General features: G+C 68.7%; 12 protein-coding genes. 9 read left to right on the forward strand and 3 right to left on the reverse strand.

Going from position 1 to position 14505, the window contains the following annotated elements; all coding sequences use genetic code 11:
* Nucleotides 1–91: 91 nt before the first annotated feature.
* From AXK60_RS22110 to AXK60_RS22145, 8 genes are all read left to right on the forward strand, one after another.
* Nucleotides 92–3226 carry a DUF2156 domain-containing protein gene (locus AXK60_RS22110; protein WP_244881152.1) on the forward strand — a complete coding sequence of 1045 codons (3135 nt, stop codon included), beginning with the start codon at nucleotides 92–94 and terminating at the stop codon, nucleotides 3224–3226.
* Nucleotides 3227–3247: 21 nt separating this feature from the next.
* Nucleotides 3248–3946 carry a sensor domain-containing protein gene (locus AXK60_RS22115; protein ID WP_082778187.1) on the forward strand — a complete coding sequence of 233 codons (699 nt, stop codon included), beginning with the start codon at nucleotides 3248–3250 and terminating at the stop codon, nucleotides 3944–3946.
* 55 nt (nucleotides 3947–4001) lie between these two features.
* Nucleotides 4002–4781 (forward strand): helix-turn-helix transcriptional regulator, encoded by a 780-nt coding sequence (locus AXK60_RS22120; protein ID WP_068982562.1) that lies wholly within the window; start codon nucleotides 4002–4004, stop codon nucleotides 4779–4781.
* Between the two features lie 109 nt (nucleotides 4782–4890).
* The gene (locus tag AXK60_RS22125) at nucleotides 4891–6111 is read left to right on the forward strand and encodes a PucR family transcriptional regulator (RefSeq protein WP_068574544.1); all 1221 of its coding nucleotides are present in this window, start codon (nucleotides 4891–4893) and stop codon (nucleotides 6109–6111) included.
* A gap of 100 nt (nucleotides 6112–6211) precedes the next feature.
* A complete protein-coding gene (locus AXK60_RS22130; RefSeq protein ID WP_068574547.1) occupies nucleotides 6212–6472 on the forward strand; it encodes a hypothetical protein in 261 nt (86 codons plus the stop codon).
* 19 nt (nucleotides 6473–6491) lie between these two features.
* On the forward strand, nucleotides 6492–7076 hold the full coding sequence (locus AXK60_RS22135) for a TetR/AcrR family transcriptional regulator (protein WP_425315230.1): 585 nt from the start codon (nucleotides 6492–6494) through the stop codon (nucleotides 7074–7076).
* Entirely contained in the window at nucleotides 7073–8449 is a 1377-nt protein-coding gene (locus tag AXK60_RS22140; protein ID WP_068574549.1) for an MFS transporter, read from the forward strand. Before AXK60_RS22135 ends, AXK60_RS22140 begins: the two co-directional genes overlap by 4 nt.
* A gap of 46 nt (nucleotides 8450–8495) precedes the next feature.
* Nucleotides 8496–9728 carry an HNH endonuclease gene (locus tag AXK60_RS22145; protein ID WP_082778188.1) on the forward strand — a complete coding sequence of 411 codons (1233 nt, stop codon included), beginning with the start codon at nucleotides 8496–8498 and terminating at the stop codon, nucleotides 9726–9728.
* A 9-nt stretch (nucleotides 9729–9737) separates the two neighbouring features.
* Here AXK60_RS22145 and AXK60_RS22150 read toward each other — a convergent pair whose 3' ends face one another.
* Both AXK60_RS22150 and AXK60_RS22155 read right to left on the reverse strand, forming a co-directional pair.
* The gene (locus tag AXK60_RS22150) at nucleotides 9738–11405 is read right to left on the reverse strand and encodes a DNA repair helicase XPB (RefSeq protein WP_068574553.1); all 1668 of its coding nucleotides are present in this window, start codon (nucleotides 11403–11405) and stop codon (nucleotides 9738–9740) included.
* 40 nt (nucleotides 11406–11445) lie between these two features.
* On the reverse strand, nucleotides 11446–12198 hold the full coding sequence (locus tag AXK60_RS22155; RefSeq protein WP_068574555.1) for an SDR family NAD(P)-dependent oxidoreductase: 753 nt from the start codon (nucleotides 12196–12198) through the stop codon (nucleotides 11446–11448).
* 235 nt (nucleotides 12199–12433) lie between these two features.
* Between AXK60_RS22155 and AXK60_RS22160 the strand changes: the two genes are divergently transcribed.
* Nucleotides 12434–13924 (forward strand): aldehyde dehydrogenase family protein, encoded by a 1491-nt coding sequence (locus AXK60_RS22160; protein ID WP_244881153.1) that lies wholly within the window; start codon nucleotides 12434–12436, stop codon nucleotides 13922–13924.
* A gap of 36 nt (nucleotides 13925–13960) precedes the next feature.
* On the opposite strand, the gene AXK60_RS22165 is transcribed toward AXK60_RS22160, so the two are convergent.
* A complete protein-coding gene (locus AXK60_RS22165) occupies nucleotides 13961–14380 on the reverse strand; it encodes a DUF6069 family protein (protein ID WP_068574559.1) in 420 nt (139 codons plus the stop codon).
* Nucleotides 14381–14505: the final 125 nt, after the last annotated feature.

Below are 14505 nucleotides of genomic sequence, written 5' to 3' on the forward strand. Positions count from 1 at the left end.
GGTGGTGGAATAGGACACTCCGGACATCTCGAAGTGCGCGTTAGTCTGCAGCTCGTCGGGGTGGGTGCCGGCGCTCGGAACGGAGGGCTTAGTGGTCCGGTTGCAGCGGGACGCGTTCGGGTCCGATCGCGCGGAGGCAGCGCTCGTCATCGCGGTGCTGACCGTGCTCGTGACTCGAGGCTACCTGGCGCTCACCGGGTATCCCCAGATCGGTGGCGGGTCGTTGCACATTGCGCACGCCGTCTGGGGTGGCGCGCTCATGATGGCGGCACTCGTCACGGGCTGGATGGTGTTCTCACAGTTCGCTCAGTCCGTTGTGGTGGTGCTGGGCGGAGTGGGTTTCGGTCTGTTCCTCGACGAGGTGGGCAAGTTCGTCACGCGGGACAACGACTATTTCTTCCGTCCCGCCGCGGCGATCATGTACACCAGCGTCCTCGCCTTCCTCGTTGTCGTGCGCGCGGTGCGGACGATGCGCGGCTTCTCGGCTGAGGAGTGTCTTGCGAACGCCGCACATCAAGCGGCGCTGGGGGTCTCGGGCGGACTCACCGACCATCGAATGCGTTCCGCGCGTGCTCTTCTCGCCCGTGCGGGGGACCTGGGGGCCGATCCGGCCGCCGTCGAGTCCGTCGGGTCGCTACTGGATGAAGTGTTGGTGCGCCCCGACCGGCTACGTGCTTTCGGGCGCAGGGTCGCCTCTGCGACTCCGTCCGTGTTCCGGAGCCCGGTGTGGGTGAAGGTCTTCGGGTGGATGCAGGTGGTCCTAGCGGTGCCGACCGCAGTCGCCGGAATGGTGCAGCTCGCGACCGAGGGCTTCCTGCCCGGCCACGTCGACTCCGATCTGTTCTCCGGACCGATGGGGGTCGCCGACGGTTTGCTCTTTGTCTCGGCGATGGCGTGCCTGGGCCTGAGCGTCCCGGCGCTCCTGGGCCGCGGGCCGGATCCGGTGCGCCGCCTGCAGAACCTTCGACTGGCAGCATTGATCTCGACGCTCCTGGGTGCCGAGGTGCACTTCCTGCAGGAGCAGTTCGTCGCGCTGGTGCCGCTGGCCTTCGGGCTCACCGCGATCGCGGTGTTCTCCCACCGGATCTCCGTCGTGCTTCTCGGGGGCGCGCCGAGCCCCGTCGAACCCGAAGCGGAGGAGCCTCGCGATCCGGTGTCGCTCCCGGCGCGGACGACCGCCGAGGACGCCGCCGCGGTCGGACCGTTCCTCCCCGTGATCACCGGTCTCGGCGTGATCCTGATCCTGGGCTTCGGCCTGATCACCGGCGCACTGTGGCGCCCGGCCGCGCAGTTCGCCTGGTTCCCCGACCTCGCCGTGGGAGTGCCCGCGATCGAGGAGGGCCGGTGGTGGACGGTGTTCACCGCGGGCTTCTTCGCGATCACGCCGGGGCAGTACGTGGCAGGGCTCCTCCTGTTCGCGCTGGCGGTGGGCTGGGCGGAACGCAGGCTCGGCTCGGCGCGCACGCTGCTCGTGATCGTCACCGCGCAGGTCGCCGGCCTCGCGGGAGCGGTGGGGATCGTGGTCGGCTTGCGGGCCGCCGGGAGTGACTGGGCGGCGCACCTCGCGCAGGTCCGCGACCTGGGCTGCACTACGGCGGTGATCGGCGTGATTGCGGCGGCCACAGCGACCCTCCGCAGTCCGTGGCGGCTGCGGGTGCGAGCGCTACTGACCGCGTACGTCCTCGCCTCGCTCCTGTTCTGGGGAACCCTCTCCGACATCACCCACGTCATCGCGGCAGCCGTCTGGCTGGTCCTGGGGGAGCGCTTTTTCTCGACGGTCGAGCGAGGGTGGCGTCCCCGGACCAGGCGCGAGGTCCGCCTCCTGGCCTTCACCGGTGTGCTCGTGATCGCGGCGGTCCGGATCCTCGTGGTGATCGATCCCGGCAGCGGTCCGCTCGGGGCGACCGCCGGGTCCGGTGCGGTGCTGTGGTCGACGATGGCGCAGGTGGTCGTGATAGCCGTGATCGCGAACCGGCTGCGTACCGGGCGCCGGTGGGCGCGCTACTCCGCGCTCGCACTGGGCGGGTTGGCAGTGGTCGCCGCCGCGGCGGCGCTCGCCCTGGCCGGATCCGGCACCGTCGACGAGCCTGTCATCGCGCTCGCCGTCGGAACGGCGCTGCTCTGGGGGCCGGTCCTGGTGCTCCTGATCCGTGAGCGGTCGGCGTTCGCGGTACGCGGACGGCCCGACCCCGAGGGGGATCCGGCGATCGCACGTGCGGCGATCGCGGAGTACGGCTGCTCCTCGATGGGCTGGATGATCACGTGGCCCGGGAATCGGTACCTCGCGGCGCCGGATGGCGCGGGAGTGCAGGCGTACCAGCGGCACCGGGGCGTCGACATCGCGCTGGCCGACCCGATCGGCCCACCGGAGGCGGTGCGCGACCAGGTCGTCGGTTTCCTGCGCGCCGCAGAGGGCCGAGGCGTGGTCCCGTGCCTGTTCTCGGTCACCGAGCAGGTGGCCGATGCCGCCCGCGCCCACGGGATGTCGTCCGTCCGGATCGCCGAGGACACCGTCGTCGACCTGGAGTCGCTCGCGTTCACGGGCAAGGCCTGGCAGGACGTGCGCACGGCCCTCAACCGGGCGAAACGCGACGGTATCGAGTACCGGGAGGTCCGGCTGGCGGATCAGCCCTTCTCGATCGTCGCGCAGGTGCGGGCGATCTCGCAGGCGTGGATGGGGGAGCGGGACCTGCCGGAGATGGGCTTCACGCTGGGCGGCGTGGACGAGGCGATGGACCCCGAGGTCGTCGTCGGACTGGCCGTCGATCACGAGGGCGATGTGCACGGCGTCACCAGCTGGTTGCCCGTCTACGGCCCTTCGGGCCGACTGCGCGGCCGCACCCTCGATGTGATGCGGCGTCGCCCGGGCGGTTTCGGTCCCGTCGTCGAGTTCCTGATCGCCTCGTCGTGCCAGGCCTTCGCGACCGAGGGGCTGGAGTTCGCTTCGCTGTCCGGCGCGCCCCTCGCGCGGTCCGACGGTGCACCCGACGGTGCGGTGGCCAAGACCCTGGACGCGCTGGGGGCCGTTCTCGAGCCGGTGTACGGATTCCGATCCCTGCACGCGTTCAAGGCGAAGTTCCGGCCGCGTACCGAGCCCGTCTACCTGTGCTACCGCGAGGAGGCGGATCTCCCGCGGATCGGCCTCGGCTTGACCGCCGCCTACCTCCCCGGCGTCGGCGTCCGCGAGCTCGCGCGGATCGCCGCTCGGACGTCGTCGACCCGTTGACGAGCAGGAAGAAGCGCAGCCATGACAGTGTCTCCGTCCAGGAATCCCCACCCGGGTCCCGCCCGGCCCCGTCGTAGGCGATGGCCGTGGGCCATCGGCGGCGCGCTCTCGGTGCTCGTACTGCTGTTCGTGGCGTTCTTCGGGTGGGTGGTGCTGTCCGATGACCCGAGGCCCACGGAATCCGACGCGTGGATCGTGACGGTGCTGCCTCCGAAGAGCGACGTCGAACGGATCACGAAGGCGGCGTTCGCGACCGAGACCGAGGACGATCCGCGAGCCGAGCCCGACGAATTCCGCGGAGCGGACGCGTGCCGCACGGCTTGGCAACCTCTACGCGGGACGGTCGTCGGATCGGCGACCACCGTCGACAGGACCTTCGACAGCGGCCGGCCCGAAGCCCGCCAGGTGGAGCTCGGGGTGGCGCGGTTCGCGGACGAGGCGTCGGCGCGCTCGGCGGTCGACCGCATCAACAACGACGTGGCGAGGTGCTCGCAGTCCTTCTTCGTCCGCGACGGAGCGGAGGCGAACGATTGGCGGGTCCAGCAGTCCGCCGGTGAGTGGTACCTGCGCCCGATCGTGGCCCGCGAGGGTGATTGGTATTGCGCGGCCGGGATCCGCTCGGACGGACGGTACGTGCTGCGAGCATTGGAATGCCGGACCGGCTCGAACTACGTTCCGGCTTTGCTGGACGCGATGGAACAGAGGATCCGGGCGGCGTGATTCCGCCTCGTTCTCGGGCGCACTATCGGACGTGCCGCCGGAGTAGAATCGCCGAATGCGTGGGATGGATATCCGATTCCTCCGTCAGGATTTCGCGGAGAGCGTCGACTGGACGATCGCAGGGCAGCGCCATGAGGTCCTCATCTGGAGGAGCGGAACGGCGCGCTCCAAGGAGTTCGAGTTCGACAGCGGTGCGTCCGGGCGGATCGTGCCTGGCGTGAGCAATGTCTGGGTGGTGCCAGCGGGAGACAGATCCACCGCGTTGGCGCGGCACGCCGAATACTCCTTCGCCCGTGTGACCCTTCCCGCCGTGTTGTCCGGTTCGGCCGTGCTCCAGCCCGTCGTGAATCGGCGTGATCCGCTGCTGCACCGCCTCGTGGAGCGCGTGGCGAGCGTGGGCGGTCGGCACGACGCCGTCGCGCGATTGCTGCTCGAGTCACTGCTCGACGTGACGAGGTTGCACATCCTGGACCAGTACGGTGATCAGCCGGTTTCCCGCGAACCTGCGCGCGAGTGGGATACCCGCGCCCGACAGAGGATCACCGAGTCGCTCAACGATGCGGCCGATGGTGACATCGATCTCAGATCGCTGGCGGAGGCCGAGGGAATGTCGGTGGAGGCGTTCCGTCGGACATTCGCTCGTACCTTCCGGACGACGCCGCACCGATATTTGCAGGACCGGCGTATCGCGCAAGCAAAATCGCTGCTCGTGACGAGCTCATTGTCGATGACCGAGATCGGCACGGCGCTGGGATTCGCGAGTCCCAGCCATTTCGCCACCGCGTTCAAACACCGGGTTGGCATGACACCCTCCGCCTACCGCGCCGCGCACTGAGTCGTTTCGTGACATCGCCGCGCATTTCGTGAAAGCGGCGAGCCGATCCCGGGCCTATCGTTTCCTTCGGCGCTCGTGACCTTTCGAGCGGTGTAGGAGGGAATCGGACGTGCACGTCGGGATCATCGAGTCGACGACGCGCACGCTCGACCTGTACGACGAGCAGTTCGCGCGTGTCCTCGCAGGGGCGGGTACGCCTGAGATCATTGATGCGGTGGTGGCCGGGTGCGACACGATCACCGCTGCTCTCGTGGTCGACGGCGTCGATTGTGAAGTGGCACGTGCGCCTGCCAGCGCGACGTTGGACCCGCGGAGGGATCGCTGGGTTCTCGATCTGGTCGTCGAAGGTCACCGAGCCGGACGGCCGGTTGTCGTACCCCGCGAGGGCGTGAACGCGGTCTTCCATCCGGCGACGGTGTCGGGTCGATACGTGGGCGGACTCGTCGTACTAGCGCGTGGTGACGTCTCTGCGGGATTCGTCAGGACCGTTGGACGATTCGCGGGCCTGTACTCCCTGGTCGCGGCCCGCGACCTCGCACTGCTGCCGCCGGGAGGCGTCGAGGATCTTCCTGTGATCAAGGACCTGCTCACGCACCACACGGTCGACTCGGACCTTCGTGTGCGGGCCGCCCGGGCCGGGATCGATCTGTCGGCGGAGTGGACGGTCGCCGTCGTCGGGCCGAACTCGCGGGCGGATCCGAGAAGGATTCGGACGGCGATCGGTGACTGCCGATTCGACCTCGTTTCGATCCACGGCGGTGTCGTGGTCGTCATGGCGGGCGGAGCGGATGCAGCGGGAACGGCGAGCGACATCGCTGCGGGAATCCGGCGGACCGCCGGCATCGACGTGCTCGTCTGCGCCGTCTCCGTGGACCACGCCGCGTCGGGTGGCGTGATGCGCGCGTATGAGCTTGTGGCGGAAGCGGAACGGTTCCTGCGAGTGGCCGGGCGTCGGGTGGGTGCGGTGGACGTGGCCGCACTTCCCGCCTACGTCTCGTTGCTGAAGTCGGTGTCGGCGTCGGAGTTGGCGGACTTCGTGGGTTCGCTGCTCGGCCCGCTTCGGGAATTCGACGCGGCGACGTCGTCCGAACTCGTCCGCACCGTGGCGGTCTTCTTCGAGGAGAACATGAACACGGCTGCGACGGCTCGCAGGCTAGGCCTGCATCCGAACACGGTGATCAAACGACACCGTCGCATCACCGAGTTGCTGGGCGGTGACTGGGGGGACGGTGCGTCGGCGGTGAATCTTCGGCTCGCGCTGAGCATCGACGGTCTCGCCGCCGACCGCCCGGCGTCGTCGCTTCGCGATGCGCGGTCGACCGTTCAGTAACTCCACCGAATGGCGGTAGAAATACTCGCTGGACCTGACCCCGCGGGTCCCGCAGGATCGTGGAGAACGATGCACGATCCGACGAAAAGGCGGGTGACCAATGCGATTCCACGACCACCTCACGGAGATGTGGGCGCGCTTCGGCGAGCTCCGTCGCACCCACGTCGAGCTCTACGAGCGGCGCCAGATCCTGCTCGAACCGTGGACGCACGACATCCTGCACTGGGGCTCGGACGGGACCCTGCACGGATCGATCGTCGTCGGGCGGGCACGGCCTCCGGTGACGCGGGGAGGGTGGTGCCCGTGCCGTCCGCTGGACGTGGTCACCCCCGAGGGGCACGGGGTTGTAATTAGTAGTTAGTAACTACTAATCTATTCGGGTGGCCACCCGAATGAGCGGACCCGAGCGCAGAGCGCAGGTATTGGAGATCGCCGCGCGCGAGTTCGGCGCGCACGGCCTGCACGGTGCGTCGATCGACGCCGTCGCCGCGGAGGCGGGCATCACGCAGGCCTACGTGTTCCGGATGTTCGGCACGAAGAAGGCGCTGTTCCTACAACTCGTCACCGACGCGTTCGGCGGGCTGGTCGACGCGATGGCCCGGGTGGGGAGCGGCACCGTCGGGATCGAGGCGCTCGCGCGGATGGGCGGCGAGTACTACGAGAACCTCGCGGACGACACCGGTCTGCGCCTGCAGCTCCAGGGTTTCGCCGCGTGCGGCGACCCCGAGGTCCGCGAGGTCGTCCGTGGCTGCTTCGCCCGACTGTGGGACGCCACTGCGGACGGAACCGGGCTCGACCCGGTCACCGTCAAAACCTTTCTGGCCTTCGGCATGCTGCTCAACGCGGGGGCCGCGCTCGGCGTCGGCGAGGTCGATGCGCCCTGGGCGGACGGCGTCCGGACCCTCATCCGGCCCGGCCTGTTCGAGCACGTGCGGACCGAGACCAACGGGCCGGCGTCCACGTGACCGGGAGGCTGTCCGGTGCGCTGGTCACCGTCGCCCTCTGTGCGGCGGTGATCGGGAGCGTCGGGGCGCCGCTCATCACCGCCGTGGCCCGGTCCGAGGGCGTGTCGCTGGGTGCGGCGCAGTGGACCCTGACGATCACGCTGTTCACGGGCGCGATCGCCGGGCCCGTGCTCGGGCGACTCGGTGCCGGCCCGCTCCGGCGTCGAACGATCCTCGGTACGCTCGGCCTGGTCGCGCTCGGCGGTGTTCTGACGGTGCTGCCGCTGCCGTTCGGCGCGCTCCTGCTGGGCCGCGCGCTGCAGGGCGTCGGCATTGCACTGGTGCCGCTGCTGATCAGCGTGGCGCGCAGTGCCCTCGCGCCCGAGCGGGCGGCGGGGACGATCGCGTCGCTGTCGGTCGCGTCGACGGTGGGCATCGGGGTGGGCTACCCGCTGATCAGCCTCGTCGACCAGCTGCTCGGCCTTCGTGCGGCCTACGGAACCGGTCTCGCGATCACCCTGGTCGCCCTCGCCGTCGCGTGGCGGGCGGTCCCCGTCGACGATCCCGGGGTGCGCCGGCCGATCGACGTACCCGGCTCGCTGCTGCTCGGCGTGGGAACCCTCGGTGTGCTGCTGCTCGTCGCGGAACCCGCGCTGTGGAGCCGGCCCGGGATGGCGCTCGGCGTCCTTGCCGGCACCGTCGCCGTGCTCGGCGTGTGGGTGGCCGTCGAGCTGCGCGTCGCATCACCACTGGTGGACCTCAGGCTCGCCGCGCGACCGGCCGTGGCCGCCGCGAACCTCGCGATGCTGGTCGCCGGGATCGGCATGTACCTGTTGTTCAGCGACCTCACGCGGTACGTCCAGGTGCCGTCCGATGCGGCGTACGGCTTCGCGCTCCCCGGCGTGTTCGCCGGCGCCGCGCTCATCCCGTTCTCGGTGCTCGGCTTGGTCGCGGGCAGGCTCGTGCCGCCCATGTCGGATCGGCTCGGCGCGCGCGGGACCTTCGCTGCGGCTTCGGTTCTCGTGGTCGTCGCGGCGGGAGTCTTCGTCGCCGGGCGGGACCACCTCCCGGCGGTGCTGCTCGCGCTCGCTGTACTGGGCCTCGGGGTCGGCGGGGCGTCCGCGATGATGCCGCGCCTCGTGCTCGACGGGACTCCGCAGTCCGAGACCGCCAGCGTCATGTCGATCAACCAGATCGCCCGGTCCGTCGGCTTCGCCGTCGGCAGTGCGCTCGCCGGGTTCCTCCTCTCGCGTGCCACGCCCGACGGTGCGCTCCTTCCTGCGCAGAGCGGGTACGTCACCGTCGCGGTCTGGTCGACGGTGCCTGCCCTGCTGGGTGTCGCGGTGCTGGCGGCGGGGCGAAGGAGTCGCGTACCGGACATTTATTCGATCTAGCTCCGCATCTCGAAAACTTGTCAGTGGTTCCGGGTAGCGTCCTGGTATGGACGAAAACATTGCAGTAGAGGAAGACCCACCTCCCGACGGTGCTGTTGGTGGGGACGTGGTGGACCGGTTGCGTTCGAGTGAAATCCAGCGGTGCCGGTTGGCGGTCGAACAGTACGCGCTCGCCGCGGACCTGCTCCGGCAACGGGTCTGCGAGCGGGTCGCGGCGGGCGTGCCGCAGGACCGGTGGCAGCAGGGCGTCGCCGGGGAGGTCGCGCTCGCCTTGCACATCTCCCCGAACACCGCCGGCCGGTTCGTCGCCCGGGCCGTGGAACTGGAGAAGCACATGCCGCACACCCGCGCCCGCCTCTACAACGGGGACCTCTCCCCGGAAGCGATACCCGCACTTCTCGCCGGCCTCTCGCATTTGGACATCTCCGAGCGCCAGCAGGCTGACGAAGAGCTCTGCGCCGACCCGGCGACCCTGACGGGGTTGGGGCTCAAACAGCTGGCGGCGAAGGTCGAACAGGTCGCCTACCGGCTCGACGCGCAGGCCACCGTCGACCGGAATGCGGCGGCGGAGAAGGACCGCACCGTCACCCTCCGCCCGCAACCCGAGGGCATGGCCCGCCTGTCCCTGTTGCTGCCGATGGCGCAGGCCGTCGGCGCCTACGCCGCACTCCGCAACCACGCCGACACCCACGTCGGCCACGATCAGGAACTACGGACCCGGCCGCAGCTCATGGCCGACACCGCGTTCGCCCGCCTCACCGGCCGCGACGCCGCCGACGGCCAGCCGGTCGCCGTCAACCTCACCGTCTCGGCGGAGGTACTGCTGGGCGACCAGCCCGGCACCGCCCACCTCGACGGTGGTGGGGTCATGCCTGCGGAGATCGCCCGCGACCTCATCGGGAAGGCCACCGCCAAGGGCGTCGCCTGGGTGCGCCGCTTGTTCATAGCGCCGGAGACCGGGGCGGTGGTGGCGATGGACTCGCGGCAGCGGCTCTTCCCCGACGGCCTCGCCGATGTCATCCGCCTGCGGGATCGGTACTGCCGCACCCCGTACTGCGACGCACCGATCGCGCACACCGACCACGTCACCCCGCACGCGAAAGGTGGAGCGACGAGTTTGGAGAACGGGCAGGGTCTGTGCGCGGCGTGCAACTACGCGAAGGAAGCACCTGGCTGGCGCAGCGCAACCGTTGACGACCCGTCAGGGAGGCACACCGTCGAAACCCGAACCCCGACGGGGCATGTCCACCGATCCACCGCCCCGAACCAGGCGGCCTGAGAGGAGGATTCAGTTCGCCTCGCCGATGGCGGGGCCGAGGATGTCGTCGGCGTCGACGATGCGGTAGGCGTAACCCTGCTCCGCGAGGAACCGCTGGCGGTGCGCGGCGTAATCGGCGTCGAGGGTGTCGCGGGAGACCACGGAGTAGAAGTGGGCCGTGCCACCGTCGGCCTTGGGACGCAGGAGTCGGCCGAGACGCTGTGCCTCCTCCTGCCGCGACCCGAAGGTGCCCGAGACCTGCACTGCCACGGAGGCTTCCGGGAGGTCGATGGAGAAGTTCGCGACCTTGCTCACCACGAGCGTCGAGATCTCGTCCGATCGGAACCTGTCGAACAGCGCCTCGCGTTCCTTGTTCTTCACCGACCCGGTGATCACGGGCGCATCGAGCTCCCGCCCCAATTCCTCCAGCTGATCGAGGTAGGCGCCGATCACGAGCGTCGGAGCGCCCTTGTGTCGCTCCAGGATCGACTTCACCACGGCGATCTTCGTGTGCGCGGTGGAGCACATCTGGTACCGCTCGTCCGCCTCTGCGGTCGCGTACTGCATGCGTTGGTTCTCGGTGAGCGTCACCCGCACCTCGACGCAGTCCGCCGGCGCGATCCAACCCTGCGCCTCGATGTCCTTCCACGGGGCGTCGTAGCGCTTCGGGCCGATCAACGAGAACACGTCGCCCTCACGGCCGTCCTCGCGCACCAGCGTGGCGGTGAGTCCCAAACGTCTGCGGGACTGCAGGTCCGCCGTCATGCGGAACACGGGCGCGGGGAGCAGGTGCACCTCGTCGTAGATCATCAGGCCCCAATCGCGGGAGTCGAACAGGTCGAGGTTCTTGTACTCGCCCTTCGACTTCCGCGTGAGCACCTGGTAGGTGGCGATGGTGACCGGGCGGATCTCCTTCTTCTCGCCCGAGTACTCGCCGATCTCCTCCTCCGTGAGCGAGGTCCGGGCCAGGAGCTCGCGCTTCCACTGCCGCCCCGCGACGGTGTTCGTCACCAGGATGAGCGTCGTCGCCTGTGCTCGGGCCATCGCCGCCGCGCCGACCATCGTCTTGCCCGCGCCACAGGGGAGCACGACGACGCCGGAGCCGCCCAGCCAGAACGAATCGGCCGCGGTCTTCTGGTAGTCCCGCAGCTCCCAGGGGGTCGAGTCCGTGTCCAGCGTGATCGGATGCGATTCGCCGTCGACGTAGCCGGCGAGGTCCTCCGCGGGCCACCCGACCTTGAGCAGCAGCTGCTTGAGGTGACCGCGCTCCGACGGATGCACCACGACGGTGTCGTCGTCGATGCGAGCGCCCACCATCGGGGCGATCTTCTTGTGTCGGAGGATCTCCTCGAGGACGGCCCGGTCCAGCGAGACCAGCGTCAGGCCGTGCGCTGGATGCTTGACCAGCTGCAGCCGGCCGTAGCGGCTCATGGTGTCGACCACGTCCACCAGCAACGGTTGCGGCACCGGGTAGCGCGAGAAGCTGACGAGGGCGTCGACGACCTGCTCCGCGTCGTGGCCCGCGGCGCGCGCGTTCCACAGTGCCAGCGGGGTCACGCGGTAGGTGTGCACGTGCTCGGGCGCGCGTTCCAGCTCGGCGAAGGGCGCGATCGCCGCGCGCGCGGCACCGGCCAGCTCGTGGTCGACCTCCAACAGGAGGGTCTTGTCGGACTGGACGATGAGGGGTCCGTCGGTCATCCCTCCATTGTGCCGCGTGCGGCGCGACTTCCGCTCCTCGTCACAGACGCACGAGGCCGCCGTCGGCCATTATCGTCTGCCCGGTCACGAATGCGCAGTCTTCGCTGCTGAGGAAGCTGACGGTGCCGACGATGTCGCTGGCAACGCCCCCGCGCTTGATCGCCTGCATGGATGCGACACCGTCAAGGACGTCCCCGGCGATGTTGGCCTCTCCGCCAGGGGTACGTGACGCAGTGGGGGCAACGGCGTTGACGGTGATGCCGTACGGCGCCAGGTCGGTCGCCAGCCCCCGCGTGAAGCCGACGACGCCGCCCTTGCTGGCCATGTAGTGCGACAGAGAGGGGACCGCGAGCCCGAGGGAGTTGGACGCGAGATTAACGATTCGTCCCCACCCGCTGTCCCGCATCGACGGCGCAAAGGCACGCGCCGTGAGGAACTGCGAGTCCAGGTTGATCGCCTGGATTTTGCGCCAGTAGCCGAAATCGACGTCGAAGAATTCCCGGAACGGATACACACCCGCGTTGTTGATCAGGATGTCGACGGAACGGAATGTCGTCAGGATCTGGTTGCCGGCATCGGCGACGGACTCCGGTTGCGAGACGTCTGCCTCGACGGCCATCGCTCGGCGTCCAACGGCCTCTACCGCAGCCACTGTCTCGCTCGCTTCGTTGAGGTCGATCACCGCGATGTCTGCACCGCGCTTGGCGAGTTCCACTGCGATCGCACGACCGAAGCCCTGACCGGCGCCAGTTACCACCGCGACCCGTCCCTCATGCGTTTGGACAACACTCATCTTCTTCGCTCCTTCGCTGGTCACCGCACCCGTCCGGTGGGGCGACTGCGGCAACGGTAGGACTTGAACGAACGAAAGTCAACACTAATGTCGATCTATTGACAAACATGTTGATTCAAGCCAGGGTGGAGCAGTGGGTGTGCCAGGTCACATCGCGATATCCACCAGTCGGTGGCGAATCGATGGCGCTCCAACACCAGATGGGAGGCGGCGCACACAGCACCGCCCGTATGCCGTGAAAGGTGAAGATCCAATGACAATCGACTCGATCACTTCCGCAACGCAGTCGGTCGGCCGCAACTTCATCGCAGGCCGATGGAGCGACGAAGGAGAGCGCCTCGAGACGATCAATCCCTCGACGGGGCAGAGCATCGGAACCTATGCCAGCGCGGGAGAGGCTGACGCCCTCGTTGCTATCGCCGCAGCGCGGCGCGCCTTCGACGACACGGACTGGTCGCGCGATGCGCGACGTCGGTCGCGGGCCGTCAGCGCATTGGCAGACAACCTCGAGCGGCGCGTCGAGGAGATCGCGCTGAGCCTCTCCAGGGAGAACGGCAAGCGAATCGGGGAGACGATGTGGGAGGTGTCCACGACGGTGGATTGGCTCCGGTACGCAGCGGCCTCCGCGATCGTTCTGGACGGCGGGCGGTCGTCGGAGGTCTCGCCCGGCGTCTACTTCCAGACCGGGCGTGAAGCGATGGGTGTCATCGGCATCATCACGCCGTGGAATTCACCGGTGATCCTGTCCATGCGGTCGATCGGACCCGCCCTCGCAGCGGGGTGCACGATGGTGGTGAAGATGCCGGGGCAAACTGCGCTTACCAACACGCTGGTCGCCGAGGTGATCGCGGAGACCACAGAGATTCCTGCTGGAGTGGTGAGTGTTCTGACCGAGGGTGGGAACGCGGTAGCGCCGGCGCTCGTGGATTCGCCCGACGTCGACATGATCAGCTACACCGGGAGCACTCATGTCGGCCGCGCCATTGCGAAGGCAGGAGCGGACACGTTGAAAAGGCTCAGTCTCGAACTCGGAGGCAAGACACCGCTGATCGTTTTCGATGATGCCGACCTCGATGTGGCCATGCAGAACATCGTGGCGGCGTGCACGCTGATGAACGGCCAGTTCTGTCTCACCGGTTCCCGACTTCTCATCCAGCACAGCATCGCGGACAAGCTCCGACCGATGATCGTCGAGGCACTCAGCGGCCTTCGTCCGGGACCGAGTGAAGATCCCACGAGCGATCTCGGACCGCTGATCGACGCTGCGAGCGCCCGCCGTGTGGACGCCGTCGTCGAGGACGCGGCGAAGTACGGCACGATCCTCGTTCGGGGAGGGGTCGTGGAAGACGCTGATCGCCCTGGCGGGGCCTTCTACCAGCCGAGCCTCGTCGAGGTCGATCGCCTCGACGTTCCGCTCGTGCAGGACGAATTGTTCGGTCCTGTGCAGACGTTCGAGATCTTTGACGACGAGGCGGATGCCGTTCGTATGGCGAACGGAACTTCCTTCGGGCTCGGTGCCGCCGTGTTCACCACCGATGAGTGGCGCGCGCGGCGGGTCACCCGCAACATGCGGGCCGGGTTCGTGTGGACGAACTGCTGGGGCGTCATTCATGAGGCGTTCGAGGAAGGTGGGCTCAAGCAGAGCGGGTACGGCGTGCTGTGCGGTCCGAGCGCCGTCGCCGAGTTCCAGGACACCAAGCTGTACGCACAAGTCGCTCCGCAGTAACGGCGCCGAGAGAGAGGCGGTGGGCGGTTCAGTCGGTCACATCGTGTCGAGGCGGCGGGCGAGTACCGGCACCACGATCGCCGCCGCTGCGACGTGCGTGAGGATCAGGACTGCGGCGGAGGCACCGTCGAAGCCGAAGGTGAGGTCCGGCACGAAGGACAGGACCAGGAGCGTGACGCAGGTGCGGACGAAGGTCGAGCGCGGGCGCCGGGCACGCCGTGCCAGCACGGCGGCGATGCCCACGGCGATCAGCGAGAAGATCATCGTGAGCTGCGCGAACCCCAGCAGGGGGATGGAGGCACCGTCGGGCCCGGCGAAGGTGACACCCGCGTCGGAGGCGACCGCGGCGATCGCGGTGGTGGCGACCGACGCGCCGACGGCGGCGCCCAATCCGTGCTTCCACACGGGCAGGCGGTCGGTACGGACAGGTGCGACGGTGGCGGCGATGGTGCTCATGGCGTGCTCCTCAGCGGTGGTTGACGGTGCCCGGGGCGGGCGCGTCCTACCCCTTCCACGAACGGGGCCGACGGATTTCGACATCGGTGCTGCGAAGAATTTCCGAGGGTGGTGTCGTATCGGTA

Origin of the sequence: Tsukamurella pseudospumae, assembly GCF_001575195.1 — a bacterium.
Lineage (GTDB): Bacteria > Actinomycetota > Actinomycetes > Mycobacteriales > Mycobacteriaceae > Tsukamurella > Tsukamurella pseudospumae.

What these genes read in the sequence shown, in the direction of transcription:
- AXK60_RS22130 (WP_068574547.1), top strand. Translation starts at nt 6,212, where the DNA reads ATGCGATTCCACGACCACCTCACGGAGATGTGGGCGCGCTTCGGCGAG.
- AXK60_RS22155 (WP_068574555.1), bottom strand. Translation starts at nt 12,198, where the DNA reads ATGAGTGTTGTCCAAACGCATGAGGGACGGGTCGCGGTGGTAACTGGC.
- AXK60_RS22165 (WP_068574559.1), bottom strand. Translation starts at nt 14,380, where the DNA reads ATGAGCACCATCGCCGCCACCGTCGCACCTGTCCGTACCGACCGCCTG.
- AXK60_RS22115 (WP_082778187.1), top strand. Translation starts at nt 3,248, where the DNA reads ATGACAGTGTCTCCGTCCAGGAATCCCCACCCGGGTCCCGCCCGGCCC.
- AXK60_RS22145 (WP_082778188.1), top strand. Translation starts at nt 8,496, where the DNA reads ATGGACGAAAACATTGCAGTAGAGGAAGACCCACCTCCCGACGGTGCT.
- AXK60_RS22150 (WP_068574553.1), bottom strand. Translation starts at nt 11,405, where the DNA reads ATGACCGACGGACCCCTCATCGTCCAGTCCGACAAGACCCTCCTGTTG.
- AXK60_RS22120 (WP_068982562.1), top strand. Translation starts at nt 4,002, where the DNA reads ATGCGTGGGATGGATATCCGATTCCTCCGTCAGGATTTCGCGGAGAGC.